General features: G+C 62.9%; 22 protein-coding genes and 2 tRNA genes. 5 read left to right on the top strand and 19 right to left on the bottom strand.

Features of this window, described 5'->3' with window-relative positions; genetic code table 11:
* Positions 1-9: 9 nt before the first annotated feature.
* Together nrdI and nrdH are read right to left on the bottom strand one after the other, a co-directional pair.
* Positions 10-480: a class Ib ribonucleoside-diphosphate reductase assembly flavoprotein NrdI gene (gene nrdI, locus QF015_RS00475; protein ID WP_310204301.1), complete on the bottom strand. Its 471-nt coding sequence runs from the start codon at positions 478-480 to the stop codon at positions 10-12.
* A gap of 62 nt (positions 481-542) precedes the next feature.
* Positions 543-785 carry a glutaredoxin-like protein NrdH gene (gene nrdH / locus QF015_RS00470; RefSeq protein ID WP_011775022.1) on the bottom strand — a complete coding sequence of 81 codons (243 nt, stop codon included), beginning with the start codon at positions 783-785 and terminating at the stop codon, positions 543-545.
* Positions 786-1,182: 397 nt separating this feature from the next.
* On the opposite strand from nrdH, the gene QF015_RS00465 reads away from it, so the two are divergent.
* Positions 1,183-2,148: a LysR family transcriptional regulator gene (locus QF015_RS00465; protein WP_310204298.1), complete on the top strand. Its 966-nt coding sequence runs from the start codon at positions 1,183-1,185 to the stop codon at positions 2,146-2,148.
* 50 nt (positions 2,149-2,198) lie between these two features.
* Positions 2,199-2,705 carry a DUF2004 domain-containing protein gene (locus tag QF015_RS00460; RefSeq protein WP_310204295.1) on the top strand — a complete coding sequence of 169 codons (507 nt, stop codon included), beginning with the start codon at positions 2,199-2,201 and terminating at the stop codon, positions 2,703-2,705.
* A gap of 90 nt (positions 2,706-2,795) precedes the next feature.
* Here QF015_RS00460 and QF015_RS00455 read toward each other — a convergent pair whose 3' ends face one another.
* From QF015_RS00455 to QF015_RS00430, 6 genes are read right to left on the bottom strand one after another with little or no spacing between them, the layout of a single operon-like run.
* Positions 2,796-3,500: a hypothetical protein gene (locus QF015_RS00455; RefSeq protein ID WP_310204292.1), complete on the bottom strand. Its 705-nt coding sequence runs from the start codon at positions 3,498-3,500 to the stop codon at positions 2,796-2,798.
* Complete coding sequence (locus QF015_RS00450) at positions 3,497-4,513, bottom strand: vWA domain-containing protein (protein ID WP_310204290.1); 1,017 nt, start codon at positions 4,511-4,513, stop codon at positions 3,497-3,499. Before QF015_RS00450 ends, QF015_RS00455 begins: the two co-directional genes overlap by 4 nt.
* Positions 4,510-5,493 (bottom strand): vWA domain-containing protein, encoded by a 984-nt coding sequence (locus tag QF015_RS00445; RefSeq protein ID WP_429386172.1) that lies wholly within the window; start codon positions 5,491-5,493, stop codon positions 4,510-4,512. Before QF015_RS00445 ends, QF015_RS00450 begins: the two co-directional genes overlap by 4 nt.
* Entirely contained in the window at positions 5,484-5,945 is a 462-nt protein-coding gene (locus QF015_RS00440) for a hypothetical protein (protein ID WP_429386170.1), read from the bottom strand. The genes QF015_RS00445 and QF015_RS00440 overlap by 10 nt, the downstream gene beginning before the upstream one ends.
* The gene (locus QF015_RS00435; protein ID WP_429386168.1) at positions 5,935-6,861 is read right to left on the bottom strand and encodes a DUF58 domain-containing protein; all 927 of its coding nucleotides are present in this window, start codon (positions 6,859-6,861) and stop codon (positions 5,935-5,937) included. The genes QF015_RS00440 and QF015_RS00435 overlap by 11 nt, the downstream gene beginning before the upstream one ends.
* Before the next feature lie 12 nt (positions 6,862-6,873).
* Complete coding sequence (locus tag QF015_RS00430; RefSeq protein WP_310204276.1) at positions 6,874-7,881, bottom strand: AAA family ATPase; 1,008 nt, start codon at positions 7,879-7,881, stop codon at positions 6,874-6,876.
* A gap of 164 nt (positions 7,882-8,045) precedes the next feature.
* Between QF015_RS00430 and QF015_RS00425 the strand changes: the two genes are divergently transcribed.
* On the top strand, positions 8,046-8,249 hold the full coding sequence (locus tag QF015_RS00425) for a hypothetical protein (protein ID WP_310204272.1): 204 nt from the start codon (positions 8,046-8,048) through the stop codon (positions 8,247-8,249).
* A gap of 7 nt (positions 8,250-8,256) precedes the next feature.
* Here the strand turns inward: QF015_RS00425 and QF015_RS00420 are convergent, their stop codons facing one another.
* From QF015_RS00420 to QF015_RS00400, 5 genes are all read right to left on the bottom strand, one after another.
* A complete protein-coding gene (locus QF015_RS00420) occupies positions 8,257-9,135 on the bottom strand; it encodes a carbohydrate ABC transporter permease (protein WP_429386165.1) in 879 nt (292 codons plus the stop codon).
* Positions 9,132-10,001 carry a carbohydrate ABC transporter permease gene (locus QF015_RS00415; RefSeq protein ID WP_310204269.1) on the bottom strand — a complete coding sequence of 290 codons (870 nt, stop codon included), beginning with the start codon at positions 9,999-10,001 and terminating at the stop codon, positions 9,132-9,134. The genes QF015_RS00420 and QF015_RS00415 overlap by 4 nt, the downstream gene beginning before the upstream one ends.
* The gene (locus tag QF015_RS00410) at positions 9,998-11,356 is read right to left on the bottom strand and encodes an extracellular solute-binding protein (RefSeq protein WP_310204266.1); all 1,359 of its coding nucleotides are present in this window, start codon (positions 11,354-11,356) and stop codon (positions 9,998-10,000) included. Before QF015_RS00410 ends, QF015_RS00415 begins: the two co-directional genes overlap by 4 nt.
* Positions 11,357-11,444: 88 nt before the next feature.
* Positions 11,445-12,644 (bottom strand): ROK family transcriptional regulator, encoded by a 1,200-nt coding sequence (locus QF015_RS00405; protein WP_310204263.1) that lies wholly within the window; start codon positions 12,642-12,644, stop codon positions 11,445-11,447.
* Positions 12,645-12,868: 224 nt separating this feature from the next.
* Positions 12,869-13,999 carry a class I SAM-dependent methyltransferase gene (locus tag QF015_RS00400; protein WP_429386161.1) on the bottom strand — a complete coding sequence of 377 codons (1,131 nt, stop codon included), beginning with the start codon at positions 13,997-13,999 and terminating at the stop codon, positions 12,869-12,871.
* Positions 14,000-14,201: 202 nt separating this feature from the next.
* Between QF015_RS00400 and QF015_RS00395 the strand changes: the two genes are divergently transcribed.
* Positions 14,202-14,579, top strand: coding sequence for a cupin domain-containing protein (locus QF015_RS00395; RefSeq protein WP_310204258.1), 378 nt, complete (start codon positions 14,202-14,204; stop codon positions 14,577-14,579).
* A gap of 61 nt (positions 14,580-14,640) precedes the next feature.
* On the opposite strand, the gene QF015_RS00390 is transcribed toward QF015_RS00395, so the two are convergent.
* Positions 14,641-14,713 (bottom strand) — tRNA-Ala (locus QF015_RS00390).
* Between the two features lie 384 nt (positions 14,714-15,097).
* Here QF015_RS00390 and QF015_RS00385 point away from each other — a divergent pair.
* Positions 15,098-15,688, top strand: coding sequence for a ScbR family autoregulator-binding transcription factor (locus QF015_RS00385; protein ID WP_429386159.1), 591 nt, complete (start codon positions 15,098-15,100; stop codon positions 15,686-15,688).
* A 94-nt stretch (positions 15,689-15,782) separates the two neighbouring features.
* Here the strand turns inward: QF015_RS00385 and QF015_RS00380 are convergent.
* From QF015_RS00380 to QF015_RS00360, 5 genes are all read right to left on the bottom strand, one after another.
* Positions 15,783-15,858 (bottom strand) — tRNA-Ala (locus QF015_RS00380).
* 115 nt (positions 15,859-15,973) lie between these two features.
* Positions 15,974-16,378 carry a ribosome silencing factor gene (gene rsfS / locus QF015_RS00375; protein ID WP_310204252.1) on the bottom strand — a complete coding sequence of 135 codons (405 nt, stop codon included), beginning with the start codon at positions 16,376-16,378 and terminating at the stop codon, positions 15,974-15,976.
* 57 nt (positions 16,379-16,435) lie between these two features.
* Positions 16,436-17,680, bottom strand: coding sequence for a hypothetical protein (locus QF015_RS00370; protein ID WP_429386157.1), 1,245 nt, complete (start codon positions 17,678-17,680; stop codon positions 16,436-16,438).
* A 7-nt stretch (positions 17,681-17,687) separates the two neighbouring features.
* Complete coding sequence (gene nadD, locus QF015_RS00365) at positions 17,688-18,362, bottom strand: nicotinate-nucleotide adenylyltransferase (protein ID WP_397336904.1); 675 nt, start codon at positions 18,360-18,362, stop codon at positions 17,688-17,690.
* A gap of 4 nt (positions 18,363-18,366) precedes the next feature.
* The gene (locus QF015_RS00360) at positions 18,367-18,606 is read right to left on the bottom strand and encodes a hypothetical protein (protein ID WP_310204247.1); all 240 of its coding nucleotides are present in this window, start codon (positions 18,604-18,606) and stop codon (positions 18,367-18,369) included.
* Positions 18,607-18,608: the final 2 nt, after the last annotated feature.

Raw genomic sequence — 18,608 nt, 5'->3', positions numbered from 1 at the left:
CGCCCCCGGTTACTTCTGTTTCTGCGACAGTTGTGTCCAAAACTTTTCCAGCCCTTCGTTGACCCGCTGAACGTCTTCCGGCGTTCCCATGAGTTCAAATTTGTAAAGATGCGGCACTTTGCACTTGACGGAGATGATGTCTCCCGCCGCGCAGTAGTTGTCCGCGAAATTGGTGTTCCCTGCTCCGATAACACCGCGGATCAGTTCCCTGTTCCTGGGATCGTTAAGAAATCTGATGACCTGCTTGGGCACGGAACCTTCGCCGTTCGTTCCGCCATAAGTGGGCAGGACAAGGACGAAGGGTTCGAGGGCCCGAAGCGGGGCTTCCTGGGCATAGAGCGGGATGCGCGCTGCATCCCTGCCCAGTTTCTGGACGAATCGTTTGGTGTTCTCGGAGGTTGAGGAAAAGTAGATGAGGTGACTCTTGGTGGTCACTGCTTCCGCAGCATCGCGTACGGGTGCCGCTGCCAGCGGTGCCATGGGAGTCACCTCGACTACAGATGAATTCTTAGAGTGCTGTGATGGCGAAGTTTGAATGAAACTTAGGCCACGGAGGAAACGGCCTGGGCCAGTTCCTCGATCTTGTCCGGGCGGAAACCGGACCAGTGGTCCTGCTCGGTCACGACCACCGGAGCCTGCATGTAGCCCAGTGCCTTGAGGCGCTCAAGGGCCTCGGCATCCTGGGAGATGTCGACACTCTGGTAGGCAATGCCCTTCTTGTCGAGTGCCCGGTAGGTTGCGTTGCACTGAACACAGGCCGGCTTCGTGTAAACCGTTACGGTCATGATCCCTGTCCCCTTAATTGAAGTCTGTCGCTCTTCGTATCTGGCGGGCTCAACCGGAACTAGCTACTGAATCCGATACCGGCCCGCGGGCTGCCGTGACAGCCAACACGCTCTTATTTAGTCTTGCGCTGGTTTCCCGCCCAATCCGTAAATTGATACTACATGTAGTGCAAGCGCCTCGCCGGAACCCCAAGATGATGTATTACAAGTATGTCATTCAATCCACCGCCCGTCCACAGGCAGGGGCCTTCAAAATGTCCGTGATTCCGCCAAATTGAGAGATGTCATCCACACCCTGTGGACTACTTAGCCACATTTAATCTTCAGCGTGTCGCCCGGATACGGCGTGTCGTGACACTTTGAAAAGTGTGGCGTGGCGAACAGCTAAAATCGGCTGATGGTCAACCTTCTCCATCTCCGCACCTTGATGGAGGTCACCCGGCTGGGTTCCTTCGCCGCCGCTGCCGCCCAACTCGGCTACACAGCGTCGGCAGTCTCCCAACAGATGGCCGCGCTGGAACGCGATACCGGCGTCGAGCTTTTCCAACGGTCGGCCCGGAGCGTTGTTCCTACAGAGGCAGCGGTGACCATGACCCGCCACGCGTCCAAGGTGCTGACCGACGTCGAAGCTCTCATGGCAGCAGCGTCGAGGACCAACGACTCCCCCGCCCAGGAACTGCGGCTGGGTATCTTCCCAAGCCTTGCCACCTATGTACTGCCGGAGATCCTCCGGAATGAACGGTGGAGCGGACTCGGCATAGAACTGCGCGTCTCCGTGGCCGAGCCCGCCCAGACCATCCAAGGCCTGCGCAGCGGCGGCGAACTGGATGTCGCTCTCGTCTACCAAGTGGGGCAGTCCGGCCTGGCGTGGCCGCACTCGTTGGAACGGCAATGGATCGGCGACGACGACTTCCGGGTAGTGCTGCCGGCGTCATGGAAAATACGGGAGGATGCCGAGATTGAAGCCGCGCACCTGTCGGACATGCCGTGGATCATCCACCACCCCGGCACCAGCGACGCCTTGGTGATCGAGCGCCTGTTTGCCAGCTGCAACCTCCACCCCCGGGTGGTGGCGTACAGCGATGACTTCCATGCCAGCCTGGAGATGACCGCCGCCGGCCTGGGCGCCTCGCTGGTGCCGGAACTTGCGCTCCGGAACCGGCCATCCGGCGTCGTGGTCCTTGACGTCCCGGACATCCGGCTGGCCCGCAACGTCTTCGCCTTGCTCATCAATGAAAAACGTACGGCGCAAGTGCAGTTGTTCACCCAGCTGCTCGCCGACACCCTCCGGGAAACGTCCGGAAAGAGCGGCCTCCACCCCCTGAAAACCGCCCCTGTCAAGGGTCCGCAACGGCGCAGGTGAAATATCCCCAAGTGCTGGAACCCGCCGGTTGATGGGGTTAGATTGATCACATGGGCAAGGTAGCGAGCAAACATTTTGGGGAGATCGAGCTCAACCACGGGCGTGAACACTGCTTCGTCGCCAGACACGAACTCGCCGGCAACCAGCTGGAACTGGACCTCAACGTCACCGCACACGACCACTTCGATGAGGCCGCCATGCGCAAGGTGGATTACCGCCTGCGTTTCCTCCCCGAACTCGTGGACCAGGTCCGGGAAATGATCGCCGATGAGCTGGACCAGGACGGCACCAATCCCCAACAGTTCCTGCATTTCCACAGCTCACAGCTCAAGGACGAGCAGCTGGAATCGGTCTTTGGCGTCCGTGACAAGGGCCAGCTCACCAACGACGTCTTCCTGAAGGCCCTCAAACTGGGCCATGTCGCCATCTACCCCGGCCAGCCCGAGCGCTATTTTGTGCTGGACTTCACCCTCGGTTCGCATTTCACGGACGAGCTCCTGGTGGTCTCCGCGGACGAAGACGGCGTGGTGGACGACGAAATCCTCTGGGAGTCCTGAACGGCTTCTGGAACACACAATTCCCGGAACGCACGACGGCGGCCGGTCACCTTCTGGTGACCGGCCGGAACTTTATTCGCCAAAAGAGTTTCACCATGGCCTGTCCACCCGCGGACCATCGTCGGGCCCGTGGAGGTACTCCCCCCGCTCCTGGCCCTCGGCGCGCTCACGCTGGGCTTGTTGGGCGCTTTCCTCAAGCTTCTTGAGCTGCTCCTGCTGCGGGGCCGGCGACTCACCGGAAGGCTGCTGCGCCTCGCCATTTTGTCCTTCTCCCTTGGAGAGCTTGTCAGTGAGGCGTTCCTCAGCCGAGTCGAGGGCTGCGCCTTCCCCGGAGGCATTCGCGGAGCCCCCGGCCCGGCATTGCGGCGGCGATGCCGCGGCAGCAGCGAGGGCTTCCCGGAACAACCCGGCCGCAGCGCCCGGGTTCGCCGCAGCATCACCCAGTTTTTCGATGCTCAGGACAAGGTTGACGCGGACTTTGCACTCGTCTCCCCCGGCACCGGCCAGCAAGGCCGCCTCAAAGTCCGTCCTTGCGGCGTCAAAGTCGCCCGCCAGCACGTGCGCGTCTCCGGAGGCGAACAGCGCCTTGTGGGGTTCCACGAGGTTCGCGATCCGCAACCAGGCGGCATCCCCGGCCACACTGTTCCCGTCACCCGCGGTGTAAGACTCCACAGCTGCTCCACCCAGCACGCCCACGCTCAGGAGTTTCGCCGCAACTGCGAGCGCCAGGACGGCGGGCGGGAGTGACCACAGCGCCAGCCTGGCTCGCCGTCGTCGTGCGTGGTTGATGGTCATGGGGATCCCTCCTTCCGTGCCGGCGTGCGGAGGTTCCGGAGCGCGGTGAGGTGCCGCAACGGTTCGTGCAGGGCCAGCAGGAAAGCGGCGAAAGCCAGAAGCCAGTACAGCTCAATGCGCCCGGGGAGGTCTTGGTCGAGGATGGTCTGTGCCCCTGGCTGGGCCTTGCCGAGCATCTCGGACGTGGGGCCGGTGCCCGTCCTGTGTGCGTAGGGAACATGCAGTTGGTTGGCGATGGTCCGGAGCTGCTCTTCATCGATGCGGGACACTGCGTCCTGCGCGCTGCCGGAACTGCGGTCCTTGAGGTAGCCGGCGTCGTTGTCCGAAGTGTCTTTCATGCGCCCGCCCTGGGCGCTGCCATACCCGAGGACCGCTCCCCCGGCCACGTTGGCGTCGTCCATGGCGGCGGGCCGTTCTGCGCTGGTGTTCTCGCCGTCGCCGGCGTAGAAGACCAGTGCGGGGCGTCCCGGATGCTGTTCCTTGGCAGCGGCCAGACGCTCTTTCAGCAGCTCGGCTGCCCCGGTGACGGTGCTTCCCTTGGCGTATCGGGCGTTTTGCGGTTGGAGCGTGGTCATGGCGGTCTGCAGCGCGGTGGCGTCCCGGGTGAGGGGCATGCGGACGGTGGCCTTGGTGTCGAAGGTGATCAGCGAGAATTTGGCACCGGCGAGCTCCTTGGCAATCGCCATGACATCGGCCCTGGCACCAGCCAGCCTGGTGTCCGAGCCGTTGTAGTCTTCGGCAGCCATGCTGGTGCTGGTGTCCACGACGAAGAACACGTCCATCTCTGCGGCAGCGGTTCCGGCGTGGCCACCCGGCCAACCGGGACGGAGCATGGCTAGAAGAAGGAGAACGACGGCGGCACACCGGAAAGCGGCCGGCCTGACGGAGCGTGGCGTTTGGCTTCGTCCCCGGGGCAGGGGGTTCCATCGCGTGAAGGCGAGCGCGGTGAACGCCAGGACGGCTGCCAGAGCCAGCACCAGCAGGGGCCAGGGAATGATCGGAGCGAAGGTCATGGTTCGAGCCGCCATCCGAGCACCAGCATTCCCGCCCCGGCAAGGGCGGCTATTCCCAGTGGCCAGGCGGGAGCATCAGCTGCTGATGCCTGGGGAGCTGCGCGGTAGCTTGTGGGTTCTGTTTCCTGCACTTTCCCCACGATCCCCGGCACGGCCTCGGCGCTGTCCACGGTGTAGTAACTGCCTCCAGTGCGCTCGGCGGCGGTCCTGAGCTGGGCGCCCGGCTCGTCAGGTTGGTCGCCGTAGTCCATGTCGCTCGGGTTGAGGACATGGATTTTGACGTTCTTGCCGGCTGCCAGCGTTGCGGCTTCGTCGAGGCTGAAGATCGGTTCTCCGGAAAGAAAGTTGTCAGTGGCCAGCACTATGGACCGCGAGCGCTGGGGACCGGCGTCGGCGCCTGTGTCTTCGGGGAAGCTCTGCACGCAGGAAGCGAGGCCATCCCCGATCAGCGAGGAGCCTGCGCCGTTCCAGGTGCCGTCGAAGAAGGTTCCGGCTCCGCTGTCCAGGGCTTCCTTGGCGTGGGCCAGTTGTTCGGCGGCGTAGTCGTAGTCGTCCGTCAGCGGGAAGAGTTGCACGCTGCTGCTGTCGAAGATGACCATGCCGATCCGTTCGCCGCCGAATTCCTTGGCGAGTTCCTGGAATACCGTGGCGATGGCGGCGTCCGTGGTGGTCATGGATCCGGAGACGTCCAAGCACAGCACGATGTCCCTGTTCCGAATTTCCGGCTCCTCCGTTGTCCGGAGGATGGGCCTTGCCGCGGCCGTGGCGGTAGCGGCCAGGAACACTGCCCCCAAGGCGATGGCGAGCGCCAGTCGGCGTCGATGCCGACGCAGGGCGCGTTGGTATTCAGGGAGGGCCGTCAGGCGGTCACCATGGGCGACGGGTCGGGTTTGCGGGGGTCGACGACGGCGATACAGCCAAGCGCTGATGATGGCCGCTGCTGCCGCAAGGGGAAGAACCCACCAATAGCTCAGTTCCATCCGGTCACCACCTGCCGGGCGGCTTCCGCTGACTGCCGCACGGGGTGGACGGGCACAGCGGCAAATTCGCCGGGGTAGATTTGCGCGATTCCTCGGGCCAGTCCGTCGAGTCCTTGGCTGCGGAGGTCCGCGAGTGTCATGGAGGTGACGGGCAGGCCTGTGGCTGTCCCGGCGAATTCCCGCACGAGGAAGCTGAGTCGTTGGTGGGCGTCCCGCACAGCCATGCGCCCGGCGTCGGCGTCCTCTGCTGTGGTGTTGATCGCAGCGAGGCAGGCGGAGCGCAGCGTCTCGAGGTCAGTCATCGGTACTTGGCGTTCGGCCGTTCGTTTCTTGCGGGCGGGCCACAGCATCCAGGCGTACCAGGCGCCCACGATCCCAACGATCCCCAGGCCCAGCCAGTACCAGTGCGGCTGATACTGAAGGGGTGCGTAGAAGCCGGCGTCATCCTGCACGTTTGCCACCTCCAGCGGCACCCCGGGCGTTGGGTGTCCCCGAACGGTGTTTCTCGAGGAGGGTAAAAACGGCAGGCAGGACGTCCTCGCTGCCGGTGGTTTGTTGCTCGGCTATGCCCAGGCGACGGAAGATACCGCTGCGTTGTTCTTCGCGGTCGATCATGGCTTGTGCGTAAGCTGCACGGATCTTGCTGTCAGCGGCCAGTGCCGCTGGAATGTCTTGTCCGGTTCCCACATCGGTGCTGTGCGGGGAGCTGTCTGCCCCCGGGGCGAGGTCTGCGTCCTGGATGGTGAGCCACAGGACTTCGTGCCTCGCCCGAAGCTTACGCATCAAGGCCTCGGTGCGGGGGTCCGGCATGAAGCCGTCGGCAACAGCGACGATCAGGAGGCGGCCTTTGAGGTACCTCAAGACATAATCGATCTGCTCTGCCAGTGAGCTCGGCGGTCCGTCCAACGCGACGCTTGCTTCCACCTCCCGGAGCAACCGTTCCAGGTTCTCTTCGCCGCTGCGGGGCGGCAGGTACCGGGACGTGTCCGCGTTGCCGTGGAGGAGGCCAACATCGTCCCCGTGCCGGCAGGCCAGGTATCCCAGGACGCCGGCGGCATGAACGGCGATGTCCTTCTTCGACTCCCCGGACAGGGCTTGGGCTGCCATGGTCCTCCCGGTGTCCACCAGCAATAGGACTGAGTGCCGCCGGACGGCCACATATCGCTTGACCAGCGGGGATCCGTGCCGTGCGGTGGCTTTCCAATCAATGTCCCGGACTTCGTCGCCGGGAACGTAGGCGCGCAGTTCATCAAAGTCCAGGCTGCGGCCCTTGAAGACAGAGCCGTATTCACCGTCGAGCAGGGTGAGGGTCCTTCGGTGGGCGAAGATGAACATCTTCGACTTGACCCGTCGAAGCAGGCTGGGCACTCGTTGCCCCCGCTACGGTGTCTGGACAGACGCCACGACGGCGTCGATGACGGTTTCCACCGCGATACCTTCAACCACAGCATCGAACCCCAGGATGATGCGGTGGCGAAGAATGCGGTGCGCGAGGCGTTTGACGTCCTCGGGAATCACATGGTCACGGCCCTGGAGCAAGGCAAGTGCCCGGGCCGCCTGGCTGAAGGCGATACTGGCCCGGGGGCTGGCGCCAAATTCCACGAGGTCGGCGAGCCTGGGCTCCAGATACTGCGAAGCGTTCCGGGTGACGTAAGCGAGGCCCACGATGTACCTGACGATGGCTGGGTCGATGTAGACCCGCCGCACGAGTTCCTGGACCTGCACCACCGCGTCGAGGGAGGCGGCTGCGGGTGGCTTCCGGTCCGCATCGAACACTCCCGCATCAATCCGGCGGATCACTTCGGCTTCCTCGGCCGGGCTCGGATAGTCCAGCACATCCTTGAGCATGAAGCGGTCCATTTGGGCTTCCGGGAGGCGGTATGTTCCCTCCTGCTCGATCGGGTTCTGTGTGGCCAGCACCAAGAACGGCTGCGGCAAGGGGTAGGACTCGCCACCGATGGACGTCTGTCGTTCCTGCATGGCCTCCAGCATGGCGCTCTGCGTCTTGGCGCTGGATCGGTTGATCTCATCGAGGAGCACGATGTTGGCATGAACAGGCCCCAGTTGCGTGACGAAAGTCCCCTTGGCAGCATCGAAAATCTGCGTGCCGGCAATGTCGCTGGGCAGCAGGTCAGGGGTGCACTGGATCCGGCGGAACTCCGCACTGACCGACTCAGCGATGGCCTGGGCTGCTGTGGTTTTCGCGAGGCCGGGAACACTCTCCAGCAGCACATGGCCACCCGTCAACAACCCGATGACCAAGGTCTCACGCAACCTGCCCTGGCCCACCACCTTGTTCTCGAAACTACGGATGATGCTGCCGACGAGCTGCTGGGCACGGGCCATCTCCGGTGCGTCGATTCCGGTCGTGGCTGTGGTCTGTTGCACTCGTGGTCCCCTCACTGGCGTCATGTCTCCCGGCAGGCGACCGGCATGGAGTGCCGGCTCTCATGTACTTGCGCCTGCAGGGGCCACTCTATCCAAGTCCTCCCGGTTCCGGGCCGCAATGGGTACCCCTCCCCATGCAGCGTCCGGAGGTCTATCCTTTTGCCATGCATCAGCTACCAGCCGCCTATCAGAACTACCTCGCCACCCAGGACCAGCACGTCATCGACGCTGTGCGGCCCGTCCTCCTGCAATCAGCCGCCGACGAACGCCACGGTGTCCGTATCACTTACAACACGGGGTCAACAGGCCACCAGGCACATTTGGACGAGTCCATACCCTACGGCCAGATCATCGAAGACATCGACTGATACACCGTTATCCCTTCATTGCCCCGGACAGGGCGAAGGAGTTCCCCATGCCCCGGGACACCAGGGCGTAGAGCACCAGCACCGGAACCGAGTACAGGATCGAAAACGCAGCCAGCTGGCCGTAGGCAACCGCTCCGTGCTGGCCGAAGAAACTGAAGATTGATACCGCCGCGGGCTGCTTGCCAGGTGAGAGCAACAGGATGAACGGGACGAAGAAGTTCCCCCATGCCTGGATGAAAACGAAGATGAACACCACACCCAGCCCCTGCCTCATCAGTGGAAGGACGATGGTCCGCAACGCCGTCATGGCCGAGGCCCCGTCCATCCACGCCGCTTCCTCCAGCTCCAAGGGAACTGAGTCCATGAAGTTCTTGGTCATCCAGATCGCCATCGGCAAGGTAGTGGTTGCCATGAAGAAAACGGTTGCCGCCATGGAGTCCAACAACTGCCATTGGACGAACAACCCGTAGACCGGCACCATGATCGCCGTCACCGGCAACGACGTTCCGAACAGGACCGTGTACATGAAGGGTTTGTTGAACCGGGACTGGTATCTGGACAACGGATACGCGGCAAGGACGGCAGCGAGAAGGTTCACCACGGCCGTACCGGCAGACAACCACAAGCTGTTGGCCAACGGAACGAACAGCAGCTCAGGAGTCAGTACGGCACTGAAATTGGACATCGACGGCGCAGACGGCACCTTCGTCTGGTACCCGGCCTGGGGATCGACGGCGGCCAGCAGCAACCACAACAAAGGCGCCACGAAGCAGAGCCCGATCACGGCCAACGCGATGTCCGCAACCAGCTTGGCCCTGGAACGGGAGCTGCCACCCGCCGTCGAGCCTTTATCCCGTACCCCCGCCCGCACGCCGCTGGTCGTCACGGCCGTTGCTCCCTCAGGAGCCGGACGTAGATGGCACCGAACACCATGCCCAACAGGATCAGCACCGACGCCACCGCCGTGCCATAGCCGATGTCACCGAACTTGAATGCTTCCTGGTAGGCCAACACCGGCAGCGTGGTGCTGGCATTGGCAGGACCACCGGCCGTCATGACCCAGATCAGGGTGAAAACTGCCAGCGTCTGGAGCGTAATCAGCATCAAATTGGTGGCGATGCTGCTCCGGATCAGCGGCAAGGTGACAAACATGAGTCGCTGCCATCCCCGGGCTCCGTCCATCAGTGCGGCCTCTGAGATGTCCCGCGGCACATCGGCCAGGGCGGCCCGATACACCAGCATGGAGAAAGCCGTTCCCCGCCAGGTATTGGCCAGGATGATCGCCACCAAGGGGAAGGAATACAGCCAATCCAGGCCGTGGACTCCAAGAATGCCCACAACCTGGTTCAGCGTGCCCTCCCGGTTGAAGTAGGCATAGGCAGCAAACGCTGCCACGATTTCCGGCAGCACCCACGCCGCAACCACCGCCGTCCCTACCCATGAAGCAACTGCTTTCCGTGAACGCGTCATCAGCAGGGCAATCAGCAATCCCAGGACGTTCTGCCCCAGAACAGCGGACGCTGCGACGAAAACGAGGGTCAGCCATGCCGCAAGCGGAAACGAGTCGTCGCTGACCATCCTCACGTAATTGTCCGCACCCACCCACTGCGGATCCTTCGCCGCCTTGCCGGTCAACGCCGCATCGGTGAAGGACGCGTAAAACGACCACGCCACCGGGGCCAGCAGGAACAGCAGGAGCAGCAGAATGGAGGGAACTACCGGCAGCAGCCGCAGGACGCGGCGGGTGGTCATTTCTCCAGGACCTTGTCCTCACCCACCAGTTTCCGGACGGTGGCATCGTATTCCGCGGCGGCGTCCTCGGGACTTTGCTTGCCGGTCACGACTGATTCCGTCGCCACCTGGACCGCCGCGGAAATCCGCGGATAATCAGCAGTGGCAGGACGGTAATGCGTTACGGCCACCAAGTCTGAAACATCCTTCACGAACGGGTTGGCCGCAAGATAATCAGCGTCCGAGGCAACATCCGTCCGGACTGCGATCTGCGAATTGTTGATGTCGTAGGCCAGGGCATTCTTCTTGTTCAGCGCAGTGGTGAGGAACTGGAAAGCGAGGTCGGGGTTGTTGCTCTTTGCCCCCACAGCCAGTGTCCATCCGCCTGACATGCTGACACCGCCGGGCTCCTGGCCATTCCGGGTGGGGAACTTCGCTACGCCCATGGCTTCCTCATAGCCGGGCCATTCGTAGGCGCCGCCTTTTTGCCAGAACGACGGCGTGTAGGAACCTTCCACAGTGGCCGCAAGTTTGCCTTGCGGGAACCACTCGCCAAAAACCTTCTTCCAAACGTTCGCATCCAGCGCCTCGGCCGGAGTGACTGCGAGCTTCTCGTCGTAGAGGGTCTTCAGGAAGGCCAAGGAGTCCGTGAATCCCTGGGACCCGACCACCCATTTCCTGGCATCCTCGTCGTACAAGGTGCTGTCTGTCCCGTAGAGGAGCTCGTAAAATCCCTGCATGACCGTGCCTTCGCCGGTCCCCTTGCCCGCGTACATGTTGAAGGCGGTCACCGTGGGATCCGATGCCTTCACGGCACGGGCAGTCGTCAGGATGTCTTCCCAGGTCTTCGGCTGCCAAGGCAGGGAAATGCCGGCCTTCTGAAGCACGGCCTTGTTGTACCAAATGGCCCTGGTGTCGGTGCCCAGCGGCACCGCGTAGATGCCGCCGTCATCGGCACGGCCGGCCGCCTTGGCTGCTTCGTTGAACAGGGACCAGTCCTCCCACTTCTCAAGGTAACTGTCGAGCTTGAGGAGGTATCCGGCGTCGACATCCGACCGCACCTTGAAGGTGTCCTCGTAGAAGACGTCCGGGGCCGTGTCCGCGGAACGCTGGGCCAACGCCAGTTTTGTCCCGTAGTCGTCATCGTTGGCCTGGATGGGTTGAAGCTCCACCGTCACCCCGGAGTGGGCGGCCTCAAATTCCTTCTTGGCGTCCTGCATCACCGCATCGAGGGCCGTAAAGGCATCCGTTTTCTGGTAGACGATCTTCAGGTTCTTGTCCCCGGCCGCTTCAGGCGTGGGCGAACAGGAACTCGCTGCCAGCAGGACGGCTGCGACGGAAACAATGGCGGCAAACTTTGCTGCCACCGGTTTCATGCCGGCCGGCTTCTTTGCGGCCAACGTGACTGCGGCTAACTTCCTTGGGCGGCCCATGGTGCTCCAATCCGTCAAACGTGCTGCTGATTCAGCCTTCCAGCAGGAGCCGCTGGGCGCGCGGTGCCAGCATGTGCTCCAGGACAAGGCACGCTGCACCGATGGCGCCCACGTCCTCACCCACTCCGGTTCCTACTACTTCAAGATCGTGGATCATGCGGGCAGCATTGTTCCTGTCCAGGAGTTCCGGAACGCGATCCAGGAAGTACGGGGACATCCGGCCCCAGAAGGGACCGCCGAAGACCACACGCTCCACATCCAAGGTGTTGGTCACCACGGACACGGCACGCGCCACGAGGGTTGCCGACTTATCCAGGATGGCAATGGCCTTTTCGTCTCCTGCGTCAGCTTTGTCGCACAACTCGGCAAAACGTTCCTGGACCTCCGGACCGTCTGCGCCGTCGCGGTGGCCGTCCAAGACTCCAGCCGCTTCGGCCTCGGCCACCAGGACCTGGGGAATGCAGGAAGACTTAACGCATCCGTGCAGGCCGCAATCACAGAGCGGGCCGCCTGGATCAACCACGATGTGGCCGATTTCCCCGGCGTTGCCCGAGGTGCCCCGCACTACTTCGTCATTGAGCACAATGCCGCAACCGATACCGGTTCCCATGTACATGAACACAAAGCTGCCGGCACCGCTGGCACCACCCGCCCATGTTTCGGCAACTGCGGCGCTGGTGACATCCTTGTCCACCAGGGTCTCCAGCCCGGTGGCTTCGGTCAACGCCTCACGAATACGCACCCGGTTCCACCGCGTCAGCAACGGGGGCTCCACTACGGAGCCTTCATCAAGGTCGATGGGGCCGGGGACAGCAACGCCAAGGCCTGCGATCTTGCCCGCGTCCACGCCCGACTCCTCAACGAGGACTTTAATCTGCTCCGCGATGCTGGTGATCACTCCCGCAGGGTCCCCGCCAGGGGTTGCCATCCGCGAGTGCCTGACGACGTCGCCCAACAGGTCAAGAACCACGAAAGTGATGACGGCGGGGTCAAGGTGGACGCCCACGGCATACATTCCGGCTGGGTTCAGGCGCAGGATGGTCCGGGGCTTTCCCGGCCCTGAGCCTTCCTTGCCGGCCTCCACGATCAGCTGCTGATCCAGGAGTCGCCGGGAAATATTGGAAATCGTCTGGGGGGAAAGGCCCACGATCTGCGCCAGTTCCACACGGCTCAGTCCCATCGATGACCGCCGGATCGCCTCCAGGATGACGGTCAGATTGAAGTCCCCCATGCGGGGTAGATTCGTTCCGCGCCTCGGTGTCGGCTGCCGGATCTCAGTCACTGATGCCCCTCGTCATTCGGAAAAACTTCGTCGAATTTAGTCTGTGCCTGCATCGTACGATACCCACGCCTCCACGGATACGAGCACACGCGGGCGCCGGAGTCAGGGGTTGGTAACGATGACACTGAATTGTATGTGACGGCCATGCAGTCCGCGCTTTGATGACGGCCATCTCACGACTTGATGCTGCGCGTGACCGTAAACTTCGGGTTGCGGCCTTCCTCCGAGCTCGGCCCTATCAGCCGTTCAAGGGCGCTCCGGTACTGCAAATGACTGTTGTAGACCGTCCACAGCTCCCCTCCGGGAGCCAGTACACGGGCGGCGGCCTGGAACATCTTGAGCGCGGCACCCGCATGGACGCTGGTTCCCACATGGAAAGGCGGGTTCAGCAGGATCAGGTCCGCGCTGCCAGGCTCAAGCGTTGACATCGCATCATCGTGAATGACGGTAACCCGCTCCCCCACCCCGTTGGCTGCCACCGTCCCCCGGGCCGAGGCAACCGCAGCCGCGGACTGGTCGGTGGCAACCACCTTGGACCCCTCATGGCGCCGAGCGTACATGGTGGCCAGGATGCCGGTGCCACACCCCAGGTCCACCACATGGCCCGCCGCAGGGATCCGGTCCAGGAAGGTCAGCAGGAAACGGGTCCCGATATCCAGACGGGCTCCGGAGAAAACAGCACCGTGCGCGCACACCGTGATACCCAACTCCTGCAGTGGTTCTGCGACGGGGTACGGCGGGGCGTCGGGGACCTTCCGGGGATCCCTGGCGATCAGCACCCGTGACTTCTGCCGGGCAAGCTGCGGTTGGACCGACGAGAAGGACTTCTCCAGAACGGCGTTCATCCCCGTCGACATGTGCTTGACGCGGCCACCGGCCAGCACCACCGCCTCAGGAGTTGCGAACCGGGCAACGGCGTCGGAAATTTCCTCCAACCCGGCCAGCGATTTCGGCAGCTGGACAAGTACCAGTTCCGCCTCGCCCAGCAACTCCGGACCCAGCTCATGCTGGGTGAAGCGGCCTTCCAAGCCTGCTGCAGCGGCGTTGCGCTCCAACGCAAGCCTGCCGGTAAAAAGGTCCTGGTGGACGCGGACATGCCCGACGCCGAGCCCCGCCAACGCGCCCAGCGTCAGGGCACCATAGCGGTCACCGATAATGACGACCTCGGTATCCGCGCCCATCATGTCGGCCGCTGTTTCCAGCAGAATCCGGTCTGTCGCGTCGTAGGCTTGCAAGTTGTCCGCATCGACGTCCGGAAGCCTGCTCAGGGAGCCGAACAGTGCTTCCAGTTCCAATGCCGTCACGATGAAGGTTCTCGCTTTCGTTGCGTTGATGTCTCGACTTTGGCGGGGCTTGGGAGGAACCTTGAGGGTGCAGCACGCAAACACCTGTTTGTCCCGCCGGGTGTTAAATCCACGTCGACGGCGGCAGGCATACGTCGCGGCGGCCATGGAGCCAGGCGCCGGGACTATCCGTCATCCGGCTCCCCCTCCCTTGCGAGAAGCCATGAGTGTCAATGTTGTCACGAACCTGGAAGTAAAGTCCCACAACTCTCCCGACGAGACGCGCCGTCCTGACAAGACAGTGCTGGACCTCGTCACCGTCGGAGAGTACACGATCGGCCGTATGACCTTTGAACCGGGTTGGACCTGGGCCGACTGCATTAAGCCCGTCGTAGGTACCGACTCCTGCCAGTTGAGCCATGTGGGGTTCTGCGTCTCCGGCAGCCTCGAAGTCGAAACCGACGACGGAGGTCAGATCAGCATTTCCGCCGGTGATTCCTACACCATCCCGCCCGGCCACAACGCCCGGGTAGTCGGCGATCAGCCGTTCCAAGGCGTGGAGTTCGTCAGCGGCGCCGAATTCGCCCGACCCCCTGAGTAGGAGCACCGGTTCCTGGAAGGCAAAAAGACCCCGCTCATGTGAGCGGGGTCTTTTTCCGAAGTGGAGCTGAGGGGACTCGAACCCCTGACCCCCTGCATGCCATGCAGGTGCGCTACCAGCTGCGCCACAGCCCCGGATACCGTTGAATTCCCGGGGAAGTATTTCTCTTCCCGTCGAAGCAACTCGTCAATACTAACCACAATCCATCGAGAAGCGAAATCGACCCGATGTGAACTGTGCCACGTTGAATGGCAGGCCCGCACAGGTGGAGCAGCCGAGGCGCACTGGACGAATCCACTGCGCCTCCCCCCAAACCGGCTGCCACAGGGCAGGTGGTAAACCGGCCTCGCCCCTCATGAAGTCTAAGATCTGTCGAGCGGGAAACCAAACCGTGCAGTCGGTTTGTCCGAGCCAGGACGACAAGCCCGGTGATAGCGTTATGGGGTCCCCTCGGCGCCGTCGCAGCTCCACGCCACAGACGGGCCAGCCCCACCCGCTCGAAAGGTTCGCCACCACCGATGCAGCAACGTGCGCAAGACACCCGGCTTTCAGTCATTGAAGGCGCCGCCCGGGTCTTCGCAGAGATCGGCTACGGAAATGCCAGCCTCGCTGACATCACCAAACGCGCGGGCGTGACCAAAGGCGCGCTGTACTTCCACTTCACGTCCAAGCGGGAACTTGCCTTGGCCGTCATCGATGAACAGCACGCCATGGTGCAGGCCGCGGGCTCGGACATCGTCGCCTCCCACCGCCCAGCCCTCGAGAAGCTCATCGGACTTTGCCGGATGTTCGGGCAGCAATTGTTGGACGAGCCAATCGTCAGGGGAGGCATCCGGCTCACGTTCGAAGCCTCCGCCTTTCAGGCAGATGTTTCAGGTCCCTACCAAGACTGGATCACCACGGCCCAACAACTCCTGGCCCAGGCCCAGGCGGAGGGGGATGTCCGTAGCGATCTGGATCCGGCTGCGTTCGCCCGGTACCTCATAGCATCATTCACCGGAGTGCAAATGGTTTCCGAAGTCCTGACTGCGCGCGAAGACGTCATGGCCAGGATCGACCACATGTGGGAATTCATGCTTCCGGCCCTGACTCAGCGTCCGGCCGGCTGACGCCGCGTCGTTTGCACCGGCCTCTTGCCGGAAACTGAAACGCACGCCGGAAACGACAAAGGTCCTGCTTCCCTTGAGGAAAGCAGGACCTTCTTGGTGGAGCTGAGGGGACTCGAACCCCTGACCCCCTGCATGCCATGCAGGTGCGCTACCAGCTGCGCCACAGCCCCATATTCTTGCTGCTTCACGTTCAGCTTTTCAGCCATCCGCTCCGAAGCAACTCAAATATCTTAGAACAGCGTTTCCGAAAATTCCAAATCGGGCATATTCGGCCGCCGTCCCTTCCTAGTGCTCGGAGTCCTCCGCGGAAACAGCCTTGGCAGAGGCGTCGTCGCCAAGCTCGAGATCGACTACCGGGCAGTCCTTCCACAGGCGCTCCAGGGCATAGAACACCCGGTCCTCAGCGTGCTGGACATGGATCACGATGTCCGCGTAGTCCAGCAGGACCCAGCGGCCCTCGGAACGGCCTTCCCGGCGCACGGGACGGAGATCCTGCTTCAGCAGTTCTTCCTCGATACCGTCGACGATCGCATTGACCTGGCGTTCGGTGGGAGCGGAGGCAATCAGGAAGACGTCAGTGAGCGCCAGCCGCTCGCTGACGTCCAAGGCCACGATGTCCTCGGCGAGTTTGTCCGCCGCGGCACGCGCAGCGTGACGGGCGAGGGTAATGGATTGTTCATGTGCAGACACGGGGACTCCTTGTAGTGGCCTATGGCCTTGGTGTGGCCTAAGCCGTATTAAGCGGAACTATCCGCTGGTGATCATGATGATGCCGACGATGAGCGCAACAAGGCCCAAAGCCAGGACGCCGAACTGCACAAGCCGGTTGCGCTGCGCCCGGGCCAGTCCGGCCGTATTGGCGTCCAAAGGATCGAGCCCATAGGCCGTGCTGGCAGAGACCGGAGGGCGCTGCGTCCCTTCGCTGGGCTCCGCAGGCGCTGCCGGCTTCTTCCTGGCGGACCGGGCAACAGCTTCCGCCCGGGCGAGGACTCCGGCGCGGCCGCGCGACCCTGGCTTCTTGCCCTGGGAGGCGTCGTCAAGCTTGGGACCAGCCGAGGTGATCAGAGGCACGAAGGTGGTGCTGGGACGCTTCATGACCGGACGCTCAACGCCCGGAACCTTGACGAACTCCAGAGGAGTCACCATGGCCAGGTTGTTGGCAGTGGAAGGCCCGGAAGTGGCCGCAGGCGATGTACCGTGCTCAGCCTTGTTTTGCTCAGCCTTGTTTTGCTCAGCCAGCTTCTGCTTTGCTGCAGCGCGCTTGTTCAATACGGCTGCGCGTTCGGCAAGGGCAATTTGCTCCGCCAACACCGCCGGATCGACAGCCAACGGATCCTGCTCGGCAATATGTTCCAGTTTGGCCGTCTGGTTCTGTACCTGGGCGGCAATCAACTCACGGACAGCGAGTGCCTGCTCCACGGACATTCCGGCTTCCCCGGGTCCGTCCAGGCCTTGGGCCGCCTCCTTGGCCTGGGGGCCGCCCTTGGTGTCGGACGCGCCCTGGTTGTTGGAGCCGTCCTTGTGGTCGGACGAGTCCTGGACCGTCGCCGCGTTCTTCGTGTCCTTCGACGGGGCTCCCGGGGCGTCAGTCTTTGCAGCATTCGCAGCCGAACCCGGCGCGGGCACGATCGGGTTCATTGACGTAGCAACTTCAGCTTGGAGTTGCTGAAGGCGAAGCTGGCGACGGGTGGGAGGCCCACCACCGGAGAGCTGCTCTTCCTTGTCCGCCAGCTCCTTGATGGTCCGCAGTGCAGCACGGTCGCGGGCCCTGACCTGCGAGGACCGCTCCTGCGCAGCAGTGCCTACAGCGTCAACCGGGCCGTCAGCGACGCGGCGGTTTCGGCCGGCGGGTCGGTCGGTGCCACCCTCAGTTTCGGCTTTTGCTGCTGCCTTCTGCTCCGAGGTAGCCTCTGGCTGCGTTTCCGGGTGCTCTTCCCGGGCACGACGAAGCTCACGCCTGCTGCGGATGGGTCGCTGTTCCTGGCTGCTCATTCAAAACTCATTCAGTACGTGCTTGGTCGTCTGATCCGGACAGTACGGGCGCTAGATCCCCTGTCACAGGCTGAGGCGCGTACAGTCCATATTTTGCGATGTACTGCACCACTCCGTCCGGCACCAAGTACCAGACCGGGTTACCTGCACCGACGCGGGTCCGGCAATCCGTGGAGGAGATCGCCATGGCGGGGACTTCCAGCAAACTTACGTCGTCTGTCCGCCCCAGGTCGTTCAGTTCATGTCCTGGACGGGTTACGCCGACGAAGTGCGCGAGGGACCATAACTCGTCCACGTCTTTCCACGACAGGATCTGGGCCAACGCGTCGGCGCCCGTGATGAAGAAGAGGTCCGCGTCAGGACGCTGAGCCCTGAGATCACGCAGGGTGTCGATGGTAAACGTGGGGCCGGGACGGTCAACGTCCACGCGGCTTACGGTGAACCTCGGGTTGGAAGCCGTGGCGATCACCGTCATCAGATAACGGTGCTCCGGCTCACTGACCAGCTTGTGAGACTTCTGCCAAGGTTGGCCTGTGGGCACGAAAACCACTTCATCAAGGCCAAACTTGGCTGCGACTTCGCTTGCAGCCACAAGGTGGCCGTGATGGATCGGATCAAAGGTTCCACCCATCACGCCCAGCCGAAGCCTGCGCCCCGACTCCCCACGCGGTGTTGCGGCGATAATGTTAGTGGCCCGTCCCGTGGGTGTGCTTGTTCGGGTGCTGGCGGTGCGGGTCGGAGTGCTCTTCCACGGCCTCGTGGCGGTTGCCCAGGTTGGTGTAGGACAGGGTGACGAACATGAGGACAAGCAGGAAAGCGAACATCACAATGCCGAAGACCCACGGCTCTGCCCACAGCGGGGCGAGTTCCTCGTGACCGCCTTCAGTTTCGGCGGCAATGGACGTGGCGATCTGCTGAAACAGCATCT

The sequence above is a fragment of the Paenarthrobacter sp. TE4293 genome (assembly GCF_050435325.1).
Taxonomy (GTDB): Bacteria; Actinomycetota; Actinomycetes; order Actinomycetales; family Micrococcaceae; genus Arthrobacter; species Arthrobacter nitroguajacolicus_C.
This window is presented reverse-complemented; position numbering and strand designations above follow the sequence as displayed.

Excerpts from the sequence above, each read along its gene's own strand:
- QF015_RS00460 (WP_310204295.1), top strand. The coding sequence starts at position 2,199 with ATGGGCAAGGTAGCGAGCAAACATTTTGGGGAGATCGAGCTCAACCAC.
- QF015_RS00385 (WP_429386159.1), top strand. The coding sequence starts at position 15,098 with ATGCAGCAACGTGCGCAAGACACCCGGCTTTCAGTCATTGAAGGCGCC.
- nrdH (WP_011775022.1), bottom strand. The coding sequence starts at position 785 with ATGACCGTAACGGTTTACACGAAGCCGGCCTGTGTTCAGTGCAACGCA.
- QF015_RS00395 (WP_310204258.1), top strand. The coding sequence starts at position 14,202 with ATGAGTGTCAATGTTGTCACGAACCTGGAAGTAAAGTCCCACAACTCT.
- QF015_RS00455 (WP_310204292.1), bottom strand. The coding sequence starts at position 3,500 with ATGACCATCAACCACGCACGACGACGGCGAGCCAGGCTGGCGCTGTGG.
- nrdI (WP_310204301.1), bottom strand. The coding sequence starts at position 480 with ATGGCACCGCTGGCAGCGGCACCCGTACGCGATGCTGCGGAAGCAGTG.
- QF015_RS00450 (WP_310204290.1), bottom strand. The coding sequence starts at position 4,513 with ATGACCTTCGCTCCGATCATTCCCTGGCCCCTGCTGGTGCTGGCTCTG.
- QF015_RS00445 (WP_429386172.1), bottom strand. The coding sequence starts at position 5,493 with ATGGAACTGAGCTATTGGTGGGTTCTTCCCCTTGCGGCAGCAGCGGCC.
- QF015_RS00370 (WP_429386157.1), bottom strand. The coding sequence starts at position 17,680 with ATGAGCAGCCAGGAACAGCGACCCATCCGCAGCAGGCGTGAGCTTCGT.
- QF015_RS00425 (WP_310204272.1), top strand. The coding sequence starts at position 8,046 with ATGCATCAGCTACCAGCCGCCTATCAGAACTACCTCGCCACCCAGGAC.
- QF015_RS00465 (WP_310204298.1), top strand. The coding sequence starts at position 1,183 with ATGGTCAACCTTCTCCATCTCCGCACCTTGATGGAGGTCACCCGGCTG.
- QF015_RS00405 (WP_310204263.1), bottom strand. The coding sequence starts at position 12,644 with ATGGGGGACTTCAATCTGACCGTCATCCTGGAGGCGATCCGGCGGTCA.
- QF015_RS00360 (WP_310204247.1), bottom strand. The coding sequence starts at position 18,606 with ATGCTGTTTCAGCAGATCGCCACGTCCATTGCCGCCGAAACTGAAGGC.
- QF015_RS00415 (WP_310204269.1), bottom strand. The coding sequence starts at position 10,001 with ATGACCACCCGCCGCGTCCTGCGGCTGCTGCCGGTAGTTCCCTCCATT.
- QF015_RS00410 (WP_310204266.1), bottom strand. The coding sequence starts at position 11,356 with ATGAAACCGGTGGCAGCAAAGTTTGCCGCCATTGTTTCCGTCGCAGCC.